Origin of the sequence: Actinomadura viridis, from assembly GCF_015751755.1 — a bacterium.
Taxonomy (GTDB): Bacteria; Actinomycetota; Actinomycetes; order Streptosporangiales; family Streptosporangiaceae; genus Spirillospora; species Spirillospora viridis.
This window is the reverse complement of sequence record NZ_JADOUA010000001.1, coordinates 6,344,853-6,364,489: the sequence shown is the minus strand read 5'-3', so window position 1 is coordinate 6,364,489 and position 19,637 is coordinate 6,344,853. Positions and strand designations below refer to the sequence as shown.

General features: G+C 66.1%; 23 protein-coding genes and 1 pseudogene. 12 read left to right on the top strand and 12 right to left on the bottom strand.

Annotation, left to right across the window (positions count from 1 at the left end):
* Positions 1–120: 120 nt before the first annotated feature.
* The gene (locus IW256_RS28820) at positions 121–963 is read right to left on the bottom strand and encodes a MerR family transcriptional regulator (RefSeq protein WP_197013940.1); all 843 of its coding nucleotides are present in this window, start codon (positions 961–963) and stop codon (positions 121–123) included.
* A gap of 306 nt (positions 964–1,269) precedes the next feature.
* On the opposite strand from IW256_RS28820, the gene IW256_RS28815 reads away from it, so the two are divergent.
* Positions 1,270–2,445 (top strand): methyltransferase domain-containing protein, encoded by a 1,176-nt coding sequence (locus IW256_RS28815; RefSeq protein WP_307829164.1) that lies wholly within the window; start codon positions 1,270–1,272, stop codon positions 2,443–2,445.
* A 260-nt stretch (positions 2,446–2,705) separates the two neighbouring features.
* Here IW256_RS28815 and IW256_RS28810 read toward each other — a convergent pair whose 3' ends face one another.
* From IW256_RS28810 to IW256_RS28800, 3 genes are all read right to left on the bottom strand, one after another.
* Complete coding sequence (locus tag IW256_RS28810; protein ID WP_197013939.1) at positions 2,706–3,011, bottom strand: hypothetical protein; 306 nt, start codon at positions 3,009–3,011, stop codon at positions 2,706–2,708.
* Positions 3,012–3,486: 475 nt separating this feature from the next.
* On the bottom strand, positions 3,487–4,062 hold the full coding sequence (locus tag IW256_RS28805) for a hypothetical protein (protein WP_197013938.1): 576 nt from the start codon (positions 4,060–4,062) through the stop codon (positions 3,487–3,489).
* Between the two features lie 292 nt (positions 4,063–4,354).
* Positions 4,355–5,797 carry a glycerophosphodiester phosphodiesterase gene (locus IW256_RS28800; RefSeq protein ID WP_197013937.1) on the bottom strand — a complete coding sequence of 481 codons (1,443 nt, stop codon included), beginning with the start codon at positions 5,795–5,797 and terminating at the stop codon, positions 4,355–4,357.
* 168 nt (positions 5,798–5,965) lie between these two features.
* On the opposite strand from IW256_RS28800, the gene IW256_RS43170 reads away from it, so the two are divergent.
* A complete protein-coding gene (locus IW256_RS43170; RefSeq protein ID WP_420535457.1) occupies positions 5,966–6,508 on the top strand; it encodes a CPCC family cysteine-rich protein in 543 nt (180 codons plus the stop codon).
* 67 nt (positions 6,509–6,575) lie between these two features.
* Here the strand turns inward: IW256_RS43170 and IW256_RS28790 are convergent.
* Positions 6,576–7,051, bottom strand: a pseudogene (locus IW256_RS28790) (IS701 family transposase); the annotation flags it as partial.
* Between the two features lie 305 nt (positions 7,052–7,356).
* Between IW256_RS28790 and IW256_RS43165 the strand changes: the two are divergent.
* From IW256_RS43165 to IW256_RS28760, 6 genes are all read left to right on the top strand, one after another.
* The gene (locus IW256_RS43165; RefSeq protein ID WP_420535426.1) at positions 7,357–7,614 is read left to right on the top strand and encodes a CPCC family cysteine-rich protein; all 258 of its coding nucleotides are present in this window, start codon (positions 7,357–7,359) and stop codon (positions 7,612–7,614) included.
* Positions 7,615–7,828: 214 nt separating this feature from the next.
* On the top strand, positions 7,829–8,206 hold the full coding sequence (locus tag IW256_RS28780; protein ID WP_197013933.1) for a hypothetical protein: 378 nt from the start codon (positions 7,829–7,831) through the stop codon (positions 8,204–8,206).
* A 631-nt stretch (positions 8,207–8,837) separates the two neighbouring features.
* Positions 8,838–9,245 (top strand): DUF4259 domain-containing protein, encoded by a 408-nt coding sequence (locus tag IW256_RS28775; protein WP_197013932.1) that lies wholly within the window; start codon positions 8,838–8,840, stop codon positions 9,243–9,245.
* A 30-nt stretch (positions 9,246–9,275) separates the two neighbouring features.
* Entirely contained in the window at positions 9,276–9,737 is a 462-nt protein-coding gene (locus IW256_RS28770) for a hypothetical protein (protein WP_197013931.1), read from the top strand.
* A gap of 635 nt (positions 9,738–10,372) precedes the next feature.
* Positions 10,373–10,834, top strand: coding sequence for a hypothetical protein (locus tag IW256_RS28765; RefSeq protein WP_197013930.1), 462 nt, complete (start codon positions 10,373–10,375; stop codon positions 10,832–10,834).
* A 264-nt stretch (positions 10,835–11,098) separates the two neighbouring features.
* A complete protein-coding gene (locus IW256_RS28760; protein WP_197013929.1) occupies positions 11,099–11,350 on the top strand; it encodes a hypothetical protein in 252 nt (83 codons plus the stop codon).
* Between the two features lie 6 nt (positions 11,351–11,356).
* On the opposite strand, the gene IW256_RS28755 is transcribed toward IW256_RS28760, so the two are convergent.
* Genes IW256_RS28755 through IW256_RS28740 form a run of 4 tightly spaced genes read right to left on the bottom strand, consistent with a single transcriptional unit; the run spans position 11,357 to position 12,732 of the window.
* Entirely contained in the window at positions 11,357–11,551 is a 195-nt protein-coding gene (locus tag IW256_RS28755; RefSeq protein WP_197013928.1) for a DUF397 domain-containing protein, read from the bottom strand.
* Positions 11,548–11,739, bottom strand: a complete 192-nt coding sequence (locus IW256_RS28750; RefSeq protein ID WP_197013927.1) for a DUF397 domain-containing protein — start codon at positions 11,737–11,739, stop codon at positions 11,548–11,550. The genes IW256_RS28755 and IW256_RS28750 overlap by 4 nt, the downstream gene beginning before the upstream one ends.
* Positions 11,736–11,879, bottom strand: a complete 144-nt coding sequence (locus IW256_RS28745) for a DUF397 domain-containing protein (protein ID WP_231403964.1) — start codon at positions 11,877–11,879, stop codon at positions 11,736–11,738. Before IW256_RS28745 ends, IW256_RS28750 begins: the two co-directional genes overlap by 4 nt.
* Before the next feature lie 25 nt (positions 11,880–11,904).
* Positions 11,905–12,732, bottom strand: coding sequence for a helix-turn-helix domain-containing protein (locus tag IW256_RS28740; RefSeq protein ID WP_197013926.1), 828 nt, complete (start codon positions 12,730–12,732; stop codon positions 11,905–11,907).
* 133 nt (positions 12,733–12,865) lie between these two features.
* On the opposite strand from IW256_RS28740, the gene IW256_RS28735 reads away from it, so the two are divergent.
* Complete coding sequence (locus tag IW256_RS28735; RefSeq protein WP_197013925.1) at positions 12,866–13,282, top strand: ATP-binding protein; 417 nt, start codon at positions 12,866–12,868, stop codon at positions 13,280–13,282.
* Positions 13,283–13,367: 85 nt separating this feature from the next.
* Here IW256_RS28735 and IW256_RS28730 read toward each other — a convergent pair whose 3' ends face one another.
* Positions 13,368–14,993, bottom strand: a complete 1,626-nt coding sequence (locus IW256_RS28730; protein WP_197013924.1) for a serine/threonine-protein kinase — start codon at positions 14,991–14,993, stop codon at positions 13,368–13,370.
* Between the two features lie 110 nt (positions 14,994–15,103).
* On the opposite strand from IW256_RS28730, the gene IW256_RS28725 reads away from it, so the two are divergent.
* Positions 15,104–16,066: an alpha/beta hydrolase gene (locus IW256_RS28725; RefSeq protein ID WP_197013923.1), complete on the top strand. Its 963-nt coding sequence runs from the start codon at positions 15,104–15,106 to the stop codon at positions 16,064–16,066.
* On the opposite strand, the gene IW256_RS28720 is transcribed toward IW256_RS28725, so the two are convergent.
* Both IW256_RS28720 and IW256_RS28715 read right to left on the bottom strand, forming a co-directional pair.
* Positions 16,063–17,817, bottom strand: coding sequence for a serine/threonine-protein kinase (locus IW256_RS28720; RefSeq protein ID WP_197013922.1), 1,755 nt, complete (start codon positions 17,815–17,817; stop codon positions 16,063–16,065). The genes IW256_RS28725 and IW256_RS28720 overlap by 4 nt on opposite strands.
* Positions 17,818–17,885: 68 nt before the next feature.
* Positions 17,886–18,542, bottom strand: a complete 657-nt coding sequence (locus IW256_RS28715) for a TetR family transcriptional regulator (RefSeq protein ID WP_197013921.1) — start codon at positions 18,540–18,542, stop codon at positions 17,886–17,888.
* A 306-nt stretch (positions 18,543–18,848) separates the two neighbouring features.
* Between IW256_RS28715 and IW256_RS28710 the strand changes: the two genes are divergently transcribed.
* Together IW256_RS28710 and IW256_RS28705 are read left to right on the top strand one after the other, a co-directional pair.
* Entirely contained in the window at positions 18,849–19,121 is a 273-nt protein-coding gene (locus tag IW256_RS28710; RefSeq protein WP_307829162.1) for a hypothetical protein, read from the top strand.
* A 234-nt stretch (positions 19,122–19,355) separates the two neighbouring features.
* Positions 19,356–19,631, top strand: coding sequence for a DUF6504 family protein (locus IW256_RS28705; RefSeq protein ID WP_197013919.1), 276 nt, complete (start codon positions 19,356–19,358; stop codon positions 19,629–19,631).
* Positions 19,632–19,637 lie beyond the last annotated feature (6 nt).

The following is a 19,637-nucleotide window of genomic DNA, read 5'->3' as shown; positions in this document are numbered from 1 at the left end:
ACACGACCCCCGGCAGGGGCTCCGCCCCCCACACCCCCCGGCAGGGGCTCCGCCCCCTGCACCCCCAACTCGGAGCGTTCCGCCCCCTGCACCCCCTGCTGGGGGCGCTTCGGGCCCTTGTCACCCTTCCAGGCCGGTCTCGTCGAGCCGGCTGACCGCCGCGGCGGTCTCGACGCCGTCGTCGTGCAGCACGTGGCGCATGCGGGAGACGTCGACGAAGGCCCCCTCCAGCGGATGGGTGAACAGGCGCGAGAGCGCGGTGCCGTACTTGGCCATGGAGTTCCTGCCAGGGATGAATATCGACAGTTCCTCCCGGGGCTCGAACGTCTGTACCTCCATGTCGCCGGGCAGGGCGGCGAGGGCTTCCCCGTCCGCCGTGACGGGGACCTTCACCAGCCAGTGCGGCCCCTCCTCGGTGAGGCTCCGCCTCTTCTGCTCCGAGGTCTCGGCGGCCCAGGCCCGCCACGGGGTCCCCGACACGGCGGCTCCGCATCGCCCCACGGCCTCCACCACGTCCCGGACGGCGGCGACGGTGGCGGCATCGGCCTCGTCCCAGTCGTACGCGCCCTGCTCGGCCGGCGGACCGGGGACGACCTTCGACACCACCGTCATCTCGGGCACGTGGCGCAGCCGTACCTCCGGCCACGAGGTGAGAAACCCGCGCGCGTCGCTGATCGCCTCATCCTGGGACACCCTCTGGCGCCGCACCTCCTCGACGTGCCCCTCCAGCAGCGTGAGCGCGGTGTCCGGCTCGTCCAGAGCACGCCGGACGAGCTTGACGCTCATCCCCGTACCGCGCAGGACGCCGATCAGCATGGCCTGCTCGACCTGATCGAACGTGTACCCGCGGTAGCCGCTCCGCTCGTCCACATCCGCCGGGACCAGCAAGCCCTCGGAGTGGTAGAACCGCAGCGTCTGCGGCGACAACCGGCACATTTCACTGAACTCGCTGATCGACAACATGGCACCAGGCTGGCCCTTACACCAACCACAAGGTCAAGCACCGGCAGAGTCGATCACCCTGGGTGACATAGCAATCACGTCACGGGTCATGCTCCGTGCGGGCGCTCATGGCTACGCTCTTCCCACCCCGCGGCCTCCGGGTTCGGTGAAGGAGACGATCCAGATGGGCAAGCACGACGACACGGGTGACAGGCACCGTCCTGACCAGCCGATCCCTCCCGACAAGAAGGACGACGACAACGCCTGTGGGGGCGGAAAGCGGGGCAAGTGAAGCCCCGTCCCGTTCCTGACGAGGACGCCGGTGCCGTGACCGCCAGGATCACGGCGCTGGCCGACCGGCTTGCCGCGGCCGGTGACCTCACCCGCCCCGAGTGGCGGCGGGCCATGCACGAGGCGCCGCGGCAACTGTTCGCCCCGGACCGAGGCTGGTGCGCGCCGGACGGCCCCGGCGAGCCGCACACGATCGACCGGGACACCGACCCTGGCGGCTGGTGGGACGGCGTGTACGCCGACGCCGCCGTCATCACGCAGGTGAACGACGGTGACGGCGATCCCGCGACGGGACGGGGAACGTGGACGTCCTCGCTGTCGGCACCAGGCGCGGTCATGGCCTTCCTGGAGTTGCTGGCGCCCCGTGACCATGACCGCGTCCTGGAGATCGGCACCGGGCCGGGATGGACCGCCGCGCTGCTGTCGGCCCGCCTCGGTGCCGGCAACGTCACGTCCATCGAGGTGGACGAGGCCGTGGCCGCGGGGGCGGCGATCAATCTGGAGCGGGCCGGGTTCGCCCCGGTGCTGCGCACCGCCGACGGCGCGGCCGGCGATCCCGGCGGCGCTCCGTACGACCGCGTCCACGTGACCTGCGGGGTCACTACCGTGCCGTACGCCTGGGTCGAGCAGACCCGGCCCGGCGGAGTGCTCGTCCTGCCCTGGATGCCCGATTACCTCGGGGGCCACAAGGTGCGGCTGACGGTGACCGGGGACGGGCGCGCGATCGGCCGGTTCGAGGGCTCCGCTTCGTACATGATGCTGCGGGCCCAGCGCGGGACGGGCCTGCCCGAACCGGAGACCGGCGGCGAGGAGTCGGTGACCCGGCTCGATCCACGTACTGTGACCGGCGACTCCTACGGAGCGGACGTCGCGATCGCCGGAATGCTGCCGGACGTCATCGGCGCCGAACGCGCCATCCCGGACGGCCGCTTCGCCTTGGTACTGGCCGACACGGCAGGCACCTCTTGGGCGCGCTGCGAACATCGGCCGGGAAAGGCCGAGCATCTTGTCCTGCAAGGGGGGAGGCGAAGGCTGTGGGACGAGGTCGCCGACGCCTACCTGCGCTGGGTGGGATGGGGCAGCCCAGGCCGCAGCCGGTTCGGGCTGACCATAGGGCCGGAAGGGCAGGAGGTCTTTGTTTGCCTGGGGGGCGACCCCCCAGACCCCCACGGCAGGGCCGTGCGGTCCTGTGCTCGCCTGGGGCTCGCTTAGGACCACACGACCCTTGGCAGAGGGCTCCGCCCCCGCACCCCCTCCGTCGGGGGCGCTTCGCCCCCGCGTCCCCCGATTCCCAGCTCCCGGCGGCTCCGTGCCCGAATGACAACTGACGCGCGTGCCACCCCTCGGGGCCATCGCGGTCGTTGAGCTGCGGCGAGTTGTCGTCTTACACGGCCCGAGAAGCGCAACTCGCCGCAAGTCAACGTGTGCCACACCGGGGTCAGGGCCCGCTGATGCCGGGCACTCCGCCTTCTTCAGTCTTCGCCGTTGTAGGCGCGCAGCTCGCGGCGCGCCTGGCGGCGGCTGCGGCGGCGCTCTTCGCGCCGGAAGTGATACCACTCACGGCCACCGCTGAGGGCGCCGCGATCGAACAGGTAGTGGTCGGTGGCGCCCCAGTAACAGCCACTCCGCCCGCTGCGGTTCAGGGAGGAGGTAGCGGCGGTGATCTCCTCGGGCAGCGTGCACGGCCCGTCCCGATGGTCATGCACGGGAACGCAGGTCAGCATCGGCGCGTCGGCCATCCCCACCCACCAGGGACGGGTTTTGTCGGTCTTGCTCATACGGTCACCTTCCGGCTCCGTGACGCCCCGGGCTGGGGCTGTCGTAAGACCGGATGCACCGTGATCACCTCCGACGCCGAGTCAGTAAAGAAAGGCCCTCTCCGCTCAGGGAGCCTGAATCGGACGCTAACCGCGAGACGAAGGAGCGTGCGAGGGGAAAAGTCCATGCGTCAGCTCCCGGCGGGCGCGACCTAAGGTCGCCAGCCGGTATGCGCCCCGGCTATGAGGGGGAGCTGTTGCCGAGCACGGCGAACGTGACGTCGCGACCGTGTTGGGCGAGGCCGATCAGCGCTGCCGATTGGTTGGTCATGCACGGTTCGTGGTGGGGGTAACGCATCCCAGGCGTAACGACGGGATGGCCGTGAAGGGGCGCGCCGTCACGAGTGCCTACCTCATCGGCCAAGAATCTGGACCCACGGGACTCCTGGGGTGTCCCTCCGCCTTGAGCTGTTGGTGGCCGAACGAAGGTTCCGCGTCAGCAGGATGAGGTCTGTCTGGGCCGTCCGGCTGCTTCCAGGAGAGCGTTGAACTCCTCAGTGGAGATCAGTTCCTCGCTGGGGTCATCGTTCCGCATCAGCGCGCGGCATTGGTCAGCGTGCTCGGCGAACACGGTTCTACACTCGGCGCGCTCCGGCCGGTCGCGGTCGAAGCCACTGAGCATCACTTCGAACGAGCCGCTGTCTTCGGTGACCGGCAGGGACAGGGACGCGATCAGCAGCACCCATTCGGCCACGTCGACCCGGACGGGCACGGTGGGATCGGCGGCGAGCCGGATCAGGAAGGGCAACGCCCTGGGCATTGCCGCGTTCAGACGAAAGGAGTTGTCGTGGAGCACGATCTGCAGCACGCGCAGCGCCTCGGCACCGCTGGACCGGTCGAGCAGCCCTGCGAACAACGCCGAGATCTCCGCCGGGCATCCCGGGATGGCCGGCCATGCGACGTCGGAGAGGCCCTCCAGCGCCGGATGGTCGGCCATGATCCGTTGGGGTGGATGTTCCTGGATGAACTCGGCGACAATCGCTTCCTTGCGTCCCGCGTCGTGAATGCACATGCGCCACGCTCCTACTCCGCCTCAGCGCTCCCGCGATGGTAACGCCGGCTGCGACTACATGCCCTCAAATAAGGACTGGCGCTGCCGCCAGGGCCTCACGCCATCTGTCAGTACGACTAAGCGCCCACCAGGGTGACTGGGACCCTGTGGAGCGCCCCATTGGTAATGGCGACCGCGTCGGACGCTGGCACGTTGTTCGGTCTCTTGCGTTACGAGCGACCTGAGCGCTGAAACGCGGCATCGTTCAGTGAAGAGCGAGCGGACACGTCCGGATGTGGACGATGATCGTTCGCTACTTGTAGACGGACTTGAAGGTGATGCCTGGGCCCTGCTGATTGGTGTAGGCGGAGCGGCCGAAGTAAAGGTAGCCGCCGCGGTACTTGGTGTCGTTGACGGTGGCTCCTGCGGAAGTGATGTCGTAACGGCGGATGTAGATTCCGGTGGTCGTGACCTTGATCTGGAGCTTGGCGAGGGTGCCGGTGCCCAGGGCCTTGGTGTTGATGGTCTTGAGCAGAACGGTCCTGCTCGGCTCCTTGCGGTAGAGCTGGAGTTGCCCGTTCTGGCGGAGGATGAGGTTGTAGCCGGCGTTGTGCGGGTCGGTGGCGGCGTCGGTGAAGGCGTGGTCGCGGTTGGCGGAGAAGTAGACGCCGCCCCAGCGGGTCTTGTCGGATCCCAGCGCGGTGACCTTCATCCAGACGCGCAGCTCGTAAATCTTGGGGACGGGTGAGGCCCAGCCCTGGCGGACGAACATGGGGTAGCTGCCACGGGGGACGCCCCAGGAGTCGGGGGCGGTGAAGGAGCCGCGGTCGGGGTGGTTCGCGGCGAGCCGGTTGGCGGCCTGCACCTGGCCGAGATGGCCGTACCACCAGTTCTGGGTGGCGAAGGGGTCGCCGGTGCGGCGGTAGCGGGCCTGGTCACCGCGGGCATAGGTGGGGTCGTCACTGTCAAGGCCGCGGACGCCCAATGCGTAGAGCTGATCGCGGCGGTAGTGGCGGTTGACGTCGTAGCAGGTGACGACCAGGCCCGCGGCCACGTACCCCTTGATGGTGGCGTCGGGCAGGCCCTGCCAGAGGGAGACGCGGTCGATGCCGTCGGCCTTGATGGCCTCAGGAGTGTCGATGGCGGCCTGCTGGGCGCCGCCGACGATCACCTGGGTGGTGAACCCGGCCTGGTGGGCCAGGACGGCATCGGAGCGGGAGAAGGTCTGGATGTGGACCGAGTCCTGTAGCCCGCGTTCCTTGAGCGTGTCGATGGTGAGCCGCATGGCGGCGGTGTCCTTGGGGTGGGCGAGCAGCAGTTTGCGGCCGGCATAGCGGTCCAGCAGCTCGTTCAGGAGCAAGGGGTTGGTGTTGGCGGCTGTGCCGCCGAACCAGGACCGGGGGTCGATGACCAGCTTCTTGAACGCGGCGCTGTCGAGGCTGGTGACCGGGCCGGTGGAGGTGGAGATGCGGTCGACGGTGGGGTCGTGCCATACCGCGCCGGCGCCGTCCTTGAGGACCTGGACGTCGAATTCCAGCATGTGCGAGTTGGGGTCGGCCACGCCCCGGTCGAACGCCGCCGTGGTGTTCTCAGGGGCGAGAAACGCGCCCGCTCCACGGTGTGCGATCACGAACCGTTGCGGGAGCTCATCAAGGCGTGCCCCTGCGTACGTGGACGCGTTCGCGTCACCACTTGGGGTGACGGCCAGGAGGGGCGAGAGGCAGGCGGTGGCGACCGCGGCGGATTTGAGGCGCACGAACGTGGATTGTAAGCCCGCCGACGCCATTTCACGGGCACGAGCATTGTCCGGTTCGGATTGTTATCGAGCCGGACGTTTGAGATAGCACACCTCTTTCTTGACTCCTTGATCATTCTTCTGGTTTACCTGCCGCGACAAGATTGGTCATGTGATCCATGTCACAAGATGGACTCTGGGGAACTTGATCAACACTTGATACGTTCACGCTGCTCAAGTCGGATCCCTCGCTTGGGCTTCATGTTCCGTTGTCCACAGTGGGCGTCCAGTGTCTGCGGTCGTTGGGATCCTGAGCCGCTTACGGCGTACTCGCCGGCCCGGTCGCCGGTCGGTCTCCTTCCTTCTCGCCGCCGGCCTTGCCGCCCCGTTATTGCAGGCAGGCGCCACCGCTCCGGTATTCGCCAAATGCCTGGGCTAGAAAATTCTGGGAGAGCGACCTGGGGTGGAGGATTGATGACTAGATATGAATGCCCATGTTGTGCGTATATGACTCTGTCAATAAGGGGCATGCATGAGATATGTCCGGTCTGCGGTTGGGAAGATACCGGTATCGGTGATTCTGAGCCAGATGAGTACCAAGGCGGGCCAAATCATGTCACGTTGACTGATGCCAGGAAGAACTTCACGTTGTTCGGGGCATCAGAATTGAGAAGAATCTCCCGTGTACGAGCCCCCGCTGTGTGGGAGCTTCCGCCAGATCAAAAGAAATAGAGGTACAAGGAACCTATTGATGGAAGGTACTCATGGCTATTAGTACTCCAGCTGTAGATGGTGATCTTCATGTCTGGGATGCGGCTTGTCGGCGGTAGTGGCTGGTGTGTGATCGTGCCTGATGGCGGCGGCGCCAGTCGGACCAGGCAAGCCGGTGGGCCGCATCGCTGCGGGCCGGACGACGAGCGCGATGAACAGGCGGCAGATCTCGTTGCAGGACTGCGGGATCAGGTCGTCCGGCGTTGGTCGGTGTGCGTGTTCGTCGGCGCGGACGACGGCGAGGAGGGCGTGGGCGAGCATCGCAAGGGTGACCCAGCGGGCCCACGAGAGGTATCGGCGGACCTGGTGCTCATCCAGCCAGGCCAGTCCCTTCTCAATCTGGATGGTCTCCTCCACCCGCCATCTGGAACCTGCGACCTTGACCAGAGTGGCCAAGGATGTCGTCGTGGTGGAGTGACAGCGGTAGTAGGCGAGTTCATCGGTGCTGCGGTTGCGGCGGGTCACCAGTTGGTGGCGGCCCGGGGCCGCCTCGGCGAGGTCGATGACGCCCGGTCGCCGGTCGGTCTCCTTCCTGCTCGTCGCCGGTCTTGCCGCCGCGTTATTACAGGCAGGCGCCGCCGCACCGGTATTTGCCGACGCAGGCCCCCGGTGCCGCCCGAGGGCTCGGAGGCGGCGGGGGGCCTTGAGGCGGCGAGAACGGGGAAGCCCGTCGAAGCGACGGCGCTCCGCTCGGAGACCTCGACGACCTGGATCAACCCCGATGGCAGCGCTTCAATTGATCGACATGGGAAATCTAGCGATGCCAACGCCAGAAGATACTGGGATGAACAACGTGGAATCGAGGACTAATGGCTCGATATAAATGCCCCTGTTGTGGGTATATGACTCTGTCGGCAAGGGGGCGGCACGAGATATGTCCCGTCTGCGGTTGGCAAGACACGGGAATCAGAGATGACGAGCCAGACGAATATGTCGGTGGGCCAAATCACGTCACACTGACGGAAGCTAAAGCGAATTTCAAGTTGTTCGGGGCGTCGGAACTGAGAGGTGTCTCGCGTGTGCGACCTCCGACTCCATCGGAGATTCCGTCAGATCAGGAAGATTAATTTTTCAAAGGAAGTAACGTGAGTGCTTACTTCTGGCCTTTCCTGGAGGCCCAGCGGCGCAGTAGGTGCAGATTAGGTCGACGCTGGAACAGGACCTTGAGTGACCTACAGGAGTTGGGGCTGCTCAGCAGGTCTGCCGTTCGAAACGTCTAGCGGAGTCGGCGTCCGTCGTGGAGGGTACTGCAGCGCTGATTGAACGGAACGGAGATGAACAGTGAGCGAAACACTTGTCCTTGTCTTTCCTGCCCGTCGTGTTACCGTTGACGATGTTGTGGCCTGGCTTGGGCGTCTAAAATCTGTAACGATCCATGGTGAGGTCATTACAGCTGAAATCTCTAAGAAGCATGTCTATCTCGTGGAGTCGGATGATGAAGAGGTGGAAGAGATCTTTTCGCATTGGCCCACCCATATGATTCCCGATCCACCCACCGCGGTCTTTAGCATGGACTACCGGTCGGCCGAGGTAGCTGTCACTGCTGTTCGCATGCTTGCGATGGAAGCCCATCTGATTGTTGACACAAACTACCGATCGGTTGTGCCGGCAGAGCAATTGACTGCTTCCCTGTTGTTGTCGTTGTTGGCCAGGATGTGAGTAGATCCCTTCCGGGTAGAAGCGGGCTGATCGAGGGGCATGGCTTGCTTGAGGAAAAACGGGAAGGCGAAGAAACAGGAATCGCTATGATCTCGACTTTGATATCCTCCGGTTCTTTCCAGGCCATGTCATCAGTGCGGCCTATCTAGAGTTTCATCACGGATTGTTGGTGGTCGAGTCAGTTGATAGGCCGGATACGCGCGATGATTGGGACCCGTCTACTCAGGTCGTGCACGCTGGACAGGACTCTCTTTTCATCGGAGTCCGGCCGGCAGCATCAGGTCCGGTCAGCGTGATATGCATGCAGTCGGATGGTGTAATGGTAGGAGGATAGGAAATGTTCTCGGGGCAGTTGAACTTTACTAACGGTGGTATGTGCATCGCTGACCCTGGGTACGTCTTTTCTATGCGGGTTCCCGTGCCAAAGGGGTGGAACTTCGTGAGCGTGTACGGCGATGTGCCAGATGATCCATGCGAAGTAGTTATCAAGGTTCCCGCGATCGAATGATAACGGAGCCATGCGCGGGATGGCCGGTCTGGCTGCGGGCGGCGGGCTCCGTTTTGTGGTACAGGAACTGATCGATCCCTGCAGATAGTCGGAGTCGAGTGACTCTGAATAGAGGATGCTGACTTGGGAACCTGGGGTGTAGGACCTTTTGAGAATGATCACGCGTGCGACCTGGCAGGTCAGATCGATAGCGTGGAGACGCTTGAACGTCCTGTTCTCGTAGAGTCAGCGTTGCTTGCAGCCCTAGAGCAGGGGTATAGCGCACCTAGCCGAATCTTCGATCAAGCTGTCGCAGCTGCGGCGATCGTTGCCTCGCAGTGTCCTGGAGGCAGTCCTGTTGATTCGGTATATGGCCCCGAAGAAGTCATTCCTGATGTGCATGGATTGAAGATGGTGGAGCTGGCCATCCGAGTTATCGTCCAGGCGCTGAGCGAACATTCTAGTGTGTCGCGTCTTTGGGGCGAAAGTTCAAGCCTGCGAGAGTGGGAAGGCACTTTGGGGGAACTGCTCTCGGTGCTGCGGAACGCCTGAGAAAGTCGGCGTCCGTCGTGGAAGGTGCTCATGGCAAATAAACAGCAGGTAGAGGCCGCAGCGGACATTGCCCGCGGTCTCCTTGGCGAGGTTCCCTCGGTCAGTTCACCAGCCTCGGGACTGACGGAGTTGGTGCGCCGGTTCGCGCTGATCGAGTTCGATGTGCCAGACAGCTCTGATTCTGATGGATACCTCTTTCAATATGGAGAGGTGAACTGGTTCTCTGAGCCGACATTTGAGCTCAGCTTGGTTCGTCAGTTGGAGGTCGTCGACTTGTCTGGGAGGTGGGAGGCATACGTTCAGGTCCTGTTCGAGTTCCGGTACCCCTTGGATGAGGATCTTGGTTCGGTGGATAGTCACTCGGAATGGTGGTTTCCTGGAAACGAGATGCCGTTCGACCTTTGGCTGGACTCTGTGGATAGATCCCCAATCGTGGGCTTGCTCTCTGGGAAGACGCTGCGAGAGTTTGTGATTCTGCAAGAACGAGTGTAAGTGGTTATCCAACCCTAGGTTCAGGCGGCGTTGCCGGCGCGGCGGGATGTCGCGACGTTCCTGATAGGTGACAGGTCGCAGCAACTGGCGCTAGCCCAAGCATCTGATTATTGGACGGTAGTTGATTTCCCTGGAGACTGCGAAATGAGTTACGATCTTGCTGTCTGGGTGGGTGACAGACCTGCTGATGACAGTGAAGCTGCCATCGTCCATGAAGCCCTCTATGAAAAGTACATTGAGATGGAGGAGTTGGCGACTCCGCATCGACTGATAAAGACTTTTGTAGGGCGACTCGTCGAGCGATGGTCAGATATCGACACAGGCGATGACTCGCCTTGGATGGGCTCGCCGTTGTTGGGATCTGCACGGGGCCCGTACATCTACTTCGGTATCGCCTGGAGTAGAGCCGACGAGGTGTCGTCATATGCTGTACAAGTGGCAGAGCAGTTGGGGCTCACATGCTTCGACCCGCAAATGGGTATTTTGCGATCTTGTCGCAACTCCAAATCAGTGGCCGGTCGTCGTGAGTCTCCTGAGCCACCAGCTGCGGCAACCTCACGAGAGCCACACCAGCAGGCATGGGAGAGCCAAGCCTACGAATGGCTCACTCAGCCCGAGTAAGAAGGTAGGGCCTTGTGAGCATAGTCATTGACTTTGTTGAAACTTCACGAGGGGCAACTGTCCTTCCGAATGGAGAGGCCGTAGATCTGTCGTCAGCGTCATCAGTTGAGATTCAGTTCTCGCTTTTTATGGGTGATCTCGTACTTCAGTCGACGGAGACCGATCTGAGTACAAGATTTGGTTTTATCTCCATGTTCAACTTGCTGACCGGCCTTCCTGAGGCCTTCTCGAAGGCTATGACGACGGCCGAGGGAGTGCTCTACTTCTATGAGCACGATCAGAAACTGACTATGCGACGTAGTGGTGATTGCATTCTGATAACGTGCAATTATGCAAGCAGGCGCATTCGAGTCGATGTGAAAGATCTGGCGGTCGCCTTGCTTGATTTTGTCCATCGACGCACCACCATGCTCATTGAGCAGTATCCGGAACTCCTGAAGAATCCTAGCTTTCTTGATATGATATTCAAGGGCTAGGGGCGGGTCCCGCCTGCTGATGTGAGTGAGCCTTTTGCGTGGATCAGGGGGCTGTCGGGGGGCAGACCATTCGCTATGCACATGACTGCGTGCCAGGCCGGGCGTCGGTCTGCGGTGGTATGCGCATGCCGTGGCAGGCTTGCGCCTGATCGCGTCCTGACCGCTCCAGCGCATGCGGCGTTGCGTGCCACCGCTCGTTCATGGGTGGACCGCGACCGCTTGTGGGCGGACGTGACCGCCTAGTTCGGGCCGCCGTCGGTGCACTTGGGACGCACCAACCCGTTGTGCGGCAAGGTGCTCGCCTACCTGGCCGAGGACCCGGGCGGCCCGATTGTGTTCTTCCACCTGTGGAACGGCAGTGGTTCGGACCGGCATGGCGCCTGGCTGCCCGAACTTGTGGAGCCGGCCCTGCCTGCCGTGCGTTTCGGGAACGATCCGTTCAGTGAGACCTTCACCTTCACTCCCGAAGGCCGCTTCCGCCAACCCGAGGACCCCGGATCGTCCTTCGAAGCCTGAGGGCGGTCACAGTGCAGGCTGGTCCCTCGCCTTGAGCTTGCTGATGAACTTGGTGAACTCACTCCGCGTAAGGCGCAAGCGAGGACCACTGGGGTCTCTGGAGTCGCGGATGAGGGTAGTGCCTGGCGTAATGGGAGCGACCTCGACACACTCGCCATGGCCGCCGCCCTGGCTGTGAGTGCTCTTCCTCCACTGGCTCACGTAGCGTCATCACCTGTCTTAATCGTACGGACGAGCTTGGTGAAACCAGTCCGGGTGAAAGTGAGGTGTGGTCCGTGAGGGTCCTTGGAATCGCGGATGAGCGTGGTGTCATTGGTGTTACCCGCGACCTCGATGCATTCGCCCTGAGCCTCGCCCTGGCTGTAGCTGCTCTTCCGCCAGTCGCTCATGTAGTGTCACCATCGGCTTTGATCGCCTGGATGAGGTCGGTGAACTCGCTTCGGGTGAGCGCGAGCCGTGGTCCTTGAGGGTTCTTGGAGTCACGTATGAGGGCGGTGTCTATGGCGTTAGTCGAGATCTCGATGCACATGCTCTGAGGGTCGTCCTGGCTGTAGCTACTCTTCCGCCACTGAACCATCACGCATCGTCTCCATCGTCTTCTGGATCAATGATCGGGTGCCATCTTCGGACAACGCGCGTGCCCTGATCTGATCAAACCGTACCCCGAGCCTGCTGACTTCGTCTGTGTCCTCGATCAGTCTCCCGCCGAACTGGGCCTCTACGTAGCCGATCGTGTTGTTCCCGGGCTTCGTGATGAAGGTGAGGGCTCCGTTGAGCCCCGAGTACCAGCCGGCCTGCTCTCTTACGACCTGGATGAACACGTGAGGAAGTGTGCTCATTTCTAGGAGGTGCTGGAGTTGTTCTCTCATCACCGCGGCGCCCCCTACTGGACGACGGAGGACCGCCTCATCCAGTACCGCGAAGAGGAAGGGAGCCTCATGGCGTGTGAGGTTCTCTCGTCGTGCCAGCCGTTTCATTATCCGTTCCTCCGCCTGGGGGCCGGGCAGTCCGTTGGCTCTGATGTAGTCCTCTGTCTGAAGTAGTCCAGGTATATAGAGTGGTTCAAAGGTTCGGATTTGAGTTGCCTCCTTCTCATGGGGAACATACGACTCGAACCAGGCCCTGACGTGTTCGCGTTGGGCGTGGGTCCACTGGCCTTGGAAGAGCTCGCCCGTGCCGAAGAAGTCGTCGAACTGCTTGCATGTGTCCAGGTCAGGGAAGTTCCGCTGGGTCTCGTACGCGGTGATGCTCTCCCTTGAGAGGAACAGCTCCTTGGCGAGTTGTTCCTGACTGAGTTCCTTGAGTGTGCGCAGCGTACGGAGGGTGTAGGCGAACTGGGCGCGCAGGCTCTCGCGGGGGTCTATATGGGTACATGGGCGCATTTGGGGGGCTCCCTGATTGGTATGTCGGCGCGTACCGCGTGCTTGTCTTCTCAGGTTAGGACTCGATCGCCATTGTGGGATGCCGGAACGAAGAGGAACGCCGGCTCACGCCAGGACGGAACGAATAGCGATCATGAATCAAGGGCAGTCACCGGCCGGCCCCGCGCCCTCCGGCCTTTATGTGGAACGGGCCGTTCTCGCCACGCCCTCGTCGAACGGGGTGTTGCGGGATCTGGCCTGTGCCCATCTGGAGAAGTGGGGGCTGGGCGGGCTGGCCGACGACGCTGTGCTGGTGGTTTCCGAACTGGTCACGAACGCGATCGAGGCCGCACCGGGCACGCTGATCGGATTCCGCCTGATGCTGTGGCCGACGATGCTGGTCATCGAGGTGCATGACACGAGTACGGAACGGGTCGTGTGCGGGGAGGTCGAGGCGCTGGCCGAATCCGGACGCGGGATGTGGATCGTGGAGCACATCGCCCGGCACTGGGGGCAACGCCTGGAGGGGGACGGGACCAAGACCGTCTACGCGCTCCTCGATTTGCCCTAGGCACAGGGGCACACGGACGGGGGGCGAAGGGCGTCCCAGTGGGGGACGTGACCCCCGGCCAGGGAGGGTGCCGACAGGTGTGGGGTCAGCCTCGGATCTCGGCCAGGTCGAAGTCGTCGTACGCGGCTCGTGTCTCCCCTGAGCCGCTTTCCTGCACGGTGATGATGCCGACGTTGCCCTTGCCGAGCGGGCGGTCGGCGTCGGTCGTCTCGGCCGCGAGCTCGCCGTTCATCCAGAGGCGCAGCCGCACCTTGGCGCCGTCGGGCTCGCAGGCGATCTGGACGCGGTTGGCGCCCTGGGGCTTGAAGCCGTTCACCTTGCCCGTACGGAGCAGGACCTTGGAGCCTCGGTCCTTGGTGGCCCGGCGGATCTGGGCGCCCTGGCCGTCGTGGCGGAGGAGGAAGCGGTAGCCGCTGGCGCCCTGGTCACCGTACTGCTCCCTGCAGATCAGCCCGTACATCCCCTGGGGCGGTCCCTGGGAGACCGTCACGGACACGGAGACGAGGATCGCCGCGGGCATCTCGTCCTTCTTGGTGGGGGCCATTCTGAGGTCGCTCGGTTTGGTTCCGCTGGCGTCGAGTCCGTAGGTCCCGTCCGGCTTGTAGCCGTACCCGAGCATCGTTCCGCTCAGGTAGATGCCGCCACCCCAGCCCGATTCCTGGTCGGAGAAGTCGTCCCCGAAGACGCTGCGGGTGTTCTCCGGGGGGCCGCCCCCAGCGGTGAGGACGTACATCGTCACCGCGAGGGCCAGGACGAGGACCCCGGCGCCCGCGCCGACCGCGAGCAGCGGCTTCCTGCGCCTACGGGGCGGGCGGGCGACTTGGGTGGGCTCGGGGACGGAGTCCTGCCGGGTGGCCGCGGGAACGGGAACGGTCATCGGAGCGGGAGCGGCCGGCGGGACGGGGGAGCGGCCGGTCAGGCGGGCCAGCAGGTCGTGGGCGGTGGGACGGCGGGCGGGGTCCTTGTCCAGGGTGGCGACCACGAGGTCGCGCAGGCTGGGATCGAGGCCGTCGAGGGCGGGTTCTCCGGCCAGCACCCGCTGCATGATCGCGGGGACGGTGGCGGCGGCGAACGGGGGGCTGCCGGTTCCGGCGAACGCGATGACGCAGCCCCAGGCGAAGACGTCGGCGGCCTGGGTGACCTCCCTGCCGCGCAGGATCTCGGGGGCGATGTAGGCGGGGGTCCCCACGAACTGGCCGGTGCGGGTGGGGCCGTCGACGGCGTCCAGGGCGCGGGCGATGCCGAAGTCGATGACGCGCGGCCCGGTCGGGGAGAGCAGCACGTTGGACGGCTTGAGGTCGCGGTGGACGAGCCCGGCGTCGTGGATGGCGACCAGCGCGGTGGCCATGCCCACGGCCAGGCTCTCCAGGGAGCCGCCGTCCAGGGGGCCGTGCCCGTTCACGCGCTCGTCGAGGGTGGGGCCGTCGACGTACTCGGTGGCGACGTACAGCGGGTCGCCGTCCAGCCGGGCGTCCAGGACGGCGGCCGTGCAGAAGCGGCGGACGCTGCGGGCGGCGGTCACCTCGCGGCGGAACCGGGCGCGGAACGCATCCTCCTCGGCCAGCTCGGTGTTGATGACTTTGACCGCGGCACGGCGTCCGGCGGCGTCCTCGCCCAGGAAGACGGTGCCCATGCCGCCCCGCCCGAGCCGGCCGACGATCCGGTAGTCGCCGAGCTCGCGGGGATCGGTGTCTCGCAGTGGGCTGGGCATGGGATCTGCTCCTGGAGGGGGTAGGCGGGTGGCGCAGGGTTAGATTCGCGGGCGCACCGGAGGGTTCAGGGTGAATAGGGTCGATGTGAGCGAGGGAAGGCGAGGGGTTCATGGACGTGACGACCGACGTGCTCGGGCCGGGGTACGAGGCGATCGAGCTGCCGCTGGGGCACGACTTCGAGGGCGAGGTCGTGGCGACGCTCGTCCGGCGGCGCGGGACCGACCCCAGCCGGCGCGCGGTGCTGTACGTGCACGGGTTCGTCGACTACTTCTTCCAGAAGCACCTGGCCGACTTCTATGTGGAGCGGGGGTTCGACTTCTACGCGCTCGACCTCCGCAAGTACGGGCGGTCGCTGCGCCCGCACCAGACGCCGAACTTCGTGCGCAGCCTCACCGACTACTTCCCGGAGATCGATGAGGCGGTACGGATCGTCCGGGAGGAGGACGGCCACGAGGTGCTGCTGCTCAACGGCCACTCCACCGGCGGCCTGGTGGCGGCGCTGTGGGCGGACCGCGTCAGGGGGAAGGGCCTGGTGGACGGGATCTTCCTCAACAGCCCGTTCCTGGACATCAACGAGCCGCTGGTGATGCGCAAGCTGGGCGCCGGGCTGGCCAGGACGCTGAGCAGGCGGTTCCCGGCGGCGAAGCTGCCCGCCGGGGTGTCGGAGCTCTACCCGCGCAGCCTGCACCGCGACCACGACGGCGAATGGGAGTTCGACCTGGAGTGGAAGCCGCTGCTCGGCTTCCCGGTGCGGGCCGGGTGGCTGGCCGCCGTACGGCGCGGGCAGCTGCGCCTGCACGCCGGGCTGGACATCGACGTGCCCGTGCTGGTGATGTCGTCGGACCGCAGCGTCCGGCCCAAGCCGGGGGTGGCCGACCTGACCAGTGCCGACGCCGTCCTGGACGTGGAGCACATGGCCCGCTGGGCGCCCCGGCTCGGCCGCCATGTCACGCTGGTGCGGATCCAGGGCGGGCTGCACGACCTGGTGCTGTCGGCCGAGCCGGCCAGGGAGCAGGTGTTCACCGAGCTGGAGCGCTGGATGGCCGGCTACCTGCCGGCCCCGCCCGCCTAATCGAGGATCTTCGACAGGTCGAAGTCGTCGAAGTCGGCCACGATCTGCTGGGCCGCGTTGCCGCCGCGCTCGACGGTCAGCCCGGCCCAGCCGTGGTTCAGCGGCCGGTCGGTGTCGGTCTCGTCGATGACCTGCTTGCCGTTCACCCATAGCCGCAGCCGGACCTCCTTGCCGTCGTCCTGCGGCTCGCACGCGATCTGGAGGCGGTTGGAGCCCTCCTCCTCGAACCCGCGGACGGAGTCGGCGCTGGCGAGTTCCTTGGTGCCCTGGTTGCCGGCCTGCTTGCGCAGCACCGCGCCCTTGCCGTCGTTGCGGACCAGGAAGGTGTACTCGAAGTTGATGTTGCTCTCGCCGGTGCTGGCGCGGCAGTGCAGCCCGTACCGGCTGTCGGGGGCGCCCTGCGAGACCGTCACGGTGGCGGCGACCAGCATGCGCTCGGGCATCTGGCCGGCGCTGTCCCGGGGGACCCGCCGCGCCTGGGTCTGGTCGACGCTGGTGGTCTCCAGGCGGTACTTGCCGTCCTTGTAGCCGTACCGGCCGGTGTAGGCGGAACCGCCGCCCCAGCCGGAGTCGGTGTTGGAGAAGTCGTCGGCGAACTCGGTGGCCACCTTCTCGGGCGGGCCGCTCGACCTGAACAGGCCGACCAGTGCCAGCACCGCCACGACGACGGCGGCGACGGCCGCTCCGCCCAGCTTCAGCGTCCGCCTGGAGAAGTGGGGGTGCAGGGAGAGATGACCCGATCGGCCGGAGGGGGGCGGGGCGTGGCCGGGCGGAGGCGGAGGCGGGGACGGCAGCCCGGTGGCGGGACGCGGCGGCGCGTCGCCGCGGGTGGGCCCGGCGCCCGGCATCGCGGCGGTCCGCGCGGGCTCGGGGGTGTGCCAGGTCGACTGGACGGTCTCGGCGATCCGGGCGGGGTCGGGCTGGGCGTGGCCGACCAGGCGGGCCAGCAGCTCCTGCACGGACGGGCGGTTGCGCGGGTCCTTGTCGAGCGCGGCGGCGACGACGTCGCGCAGGGCCGGGTCGAGGCCGTCGAGCATCGGCGCGTCGTGCGCGACCCGGTAGAAGATCTCCGGGACGGTGTTGCCGGTGAACGGGGCATGGCCCGTCCCGGCGTAGGCGACCACGCAGCCCCAGGAGAACACGTCGGAGGCCGGGGTGACGGGCTCGCCGCGCAGCAGTTCCGGCGGCAGGTAGTTGGGGGTGCCGACGAACTGGCCGGTGCGGGTGGGGCCGTCGGCGTCGTCCAGGGCGCGGGCGATGCCGAAGTCGATGACGCGGGGGCCGGTGGACGACAGCAGCACGTTGGCCGGCTTGAGGTCGCGGTGGACGATCCCGGCGCCGTGGATGGCCGCCAGCGCCGTCGCCACCCCGACCGCCAGGCCCTCCAGGTCGGAGCCGGGCAGCGCGCCGCGTTCGGCGACCGCCGCCTGGAGGGTGGGGCCCTCGATGTACTCGGTGACCACGTACAGGGGGTCGCGGTCGAGCTCGGCGTCCAGCACGGGGGCGGTGCAGAAACGGCGCACCTGCCGGGCGGCGGTCACCTCCCGCCGGAACCGCTCCCGGAAGGAGTCCTCGCTGGCCAGCTCCCGGTTGATCACCTTGACGGCGACCCGGCGGCCGGAGGCGTCCTCGCCCAGGAAGACCGTTCCCATGCCGCCACGGCCGATCCGGGCGAGCAGCCGGTAGTCGCCGAGTTCCCGTGGATCCTCCGGTCCCAGGGCCCCGGAGTCCTCACCTGCGTGCGTCGTCATCGTGCACAGAACCTTAGCGGCAGTCCAGGCGACCGGGTGCCCGGAATATGCACGCTCGGTGTGAGAAGTCAGACCCACTCGGGAAGGCTGTCGCGGGCCAGCGCCAGGGTCTCCTCGACCCGGGCCGCGATCAGTACGGGGTCCCAGACGTCGTTCCGGGCGCAATCCTCGAAGGCGACCCGGGTCGCGGCGGTGTGCAGCGCGACGATGAGGCGGGGCCGGACGTCGGTGTCCGGATCGACGCCCTGCCGCCGGGCGATGAGGGCGGCGAGCGCGCGCTCGGTCGCCGCCATCCGGGCGATCTGCGCGGGCATCAGCGCCGGGTTCGCCTCGATCACCCGGCGGACCTTGCGGAACCGGGCGGCGCCGTCCGGATCGTCCTCGGCGATGGCGCGCAGGACGGCGCCCAGCGCCGCGGCGAGCGCGACGAAGGGCCGCTCGCCGTCCGGGCGGGCGGCCAGGGCCTCCCGCATGATCTGGTCGTGCTCGGCCTTGAACCCGGTGACCAGGTCCTCCTTGGTGGCGAAGTACCGGAAGAAGGTGCGCTGGGACACGGGCACCGCGGCCACGATCTCGTCGATCGTGGTGGCGTCGTAGCCCTGCTCAAGGAAGAGGTCGAGGGCCGCGTCCAGCAGCGCCATCCGGGTGCGGTGCTTCTTGCGTTCGCGCCGCCCGCGTTCGGGGGCGTGGGGGAGATCGCGGCCGGCGGGTGCGGCTGCGGACATCGGGCGGTCTCCTTCTCGTGACCTGGACGGCAGGCCGGGTGCCTGCCTCATCCTGACAGAGGGGGGTATCACGGGCGCGCATGTCACCGCCGGGCCTGTGGCCGGTGGGGACACGTAAGCATGACGTGACTCCGCGGTCCGCGCGGGGGGTGGTGCGCGGGGCAGAAAATCGAGTGCCCACCTTCCCGGTTTTCCCGAGGCGATCAGCCGTCACGGGCCATGCTGGACGGTGGTTACCGATTGTCGCCGTTCGAGCGCCGCTCGTCATCGGACGGCCAGGGATTTCACACCCAAAGGCGGATGATCGTGTCTGTAATCGGTGCGCAGGAAATCGCCGAGGTCCGGCGTCATCACCTCGCGGCGCTGGCGTACGAGGTCGAGGCGCGCGGGCTCTGGTACCGGATGGCCGGTCCGGAGGAGTCGGTCCTGGCGGTGCTGGGGCCGCGGACCCGCCGCCGGATCATGGTCGTGGCGACCCCCGTGGGCGGGGGCTGGAGCTTCCTGTGGTCGGACGGGGGGATGGCCGACGTGGCGGAGGTCGCCCGGGCCGCCGACCAGATCGCCCGGCGGCTGGCATGACCGGCCCGAGCCCGGCCGCGTCCCGTGCCACGGCGCGTGCGGCGCCCGGGCCCGCGACCCCGCCGTGACCTCTTGACCTGGGCTTTCACCGTTCTCGACGGCGTTTTTCGGGTCGTTTCCGCCTTGCCTCCCGGGGCCCGATGTCCCTAGACTCGATGGCGAACGTATGTTCGAGACAGGCCGCATGCCTTCCCCTGTGCGGTGTCGATGAAGGCTCAGAGGGCGGGGGAGGCAATGACGCGTGTGTTCGGCGACCCGGTGGACGTCCGGGTGACCGGCGGGCGCCCTGACCGGTTCGTCTGGAGGGGACGGCTCTACACCGTACGGCGGGTGCTGGAGCACTGGGTCACCACCCGGGACTGGTGGCGGGAGCAGGAGCCCGAGACGGAGGTCACCGGCGAACGGGAGTTCTGGCGGGTCGAGGCCACACCGGAGCGGGAGGTCGGAGTGTACGAGTTGCGGCATGACGCGGCGAGCGGCACCTGGACGCTTTCCCGGGTGTGGGATTGAGGCGCG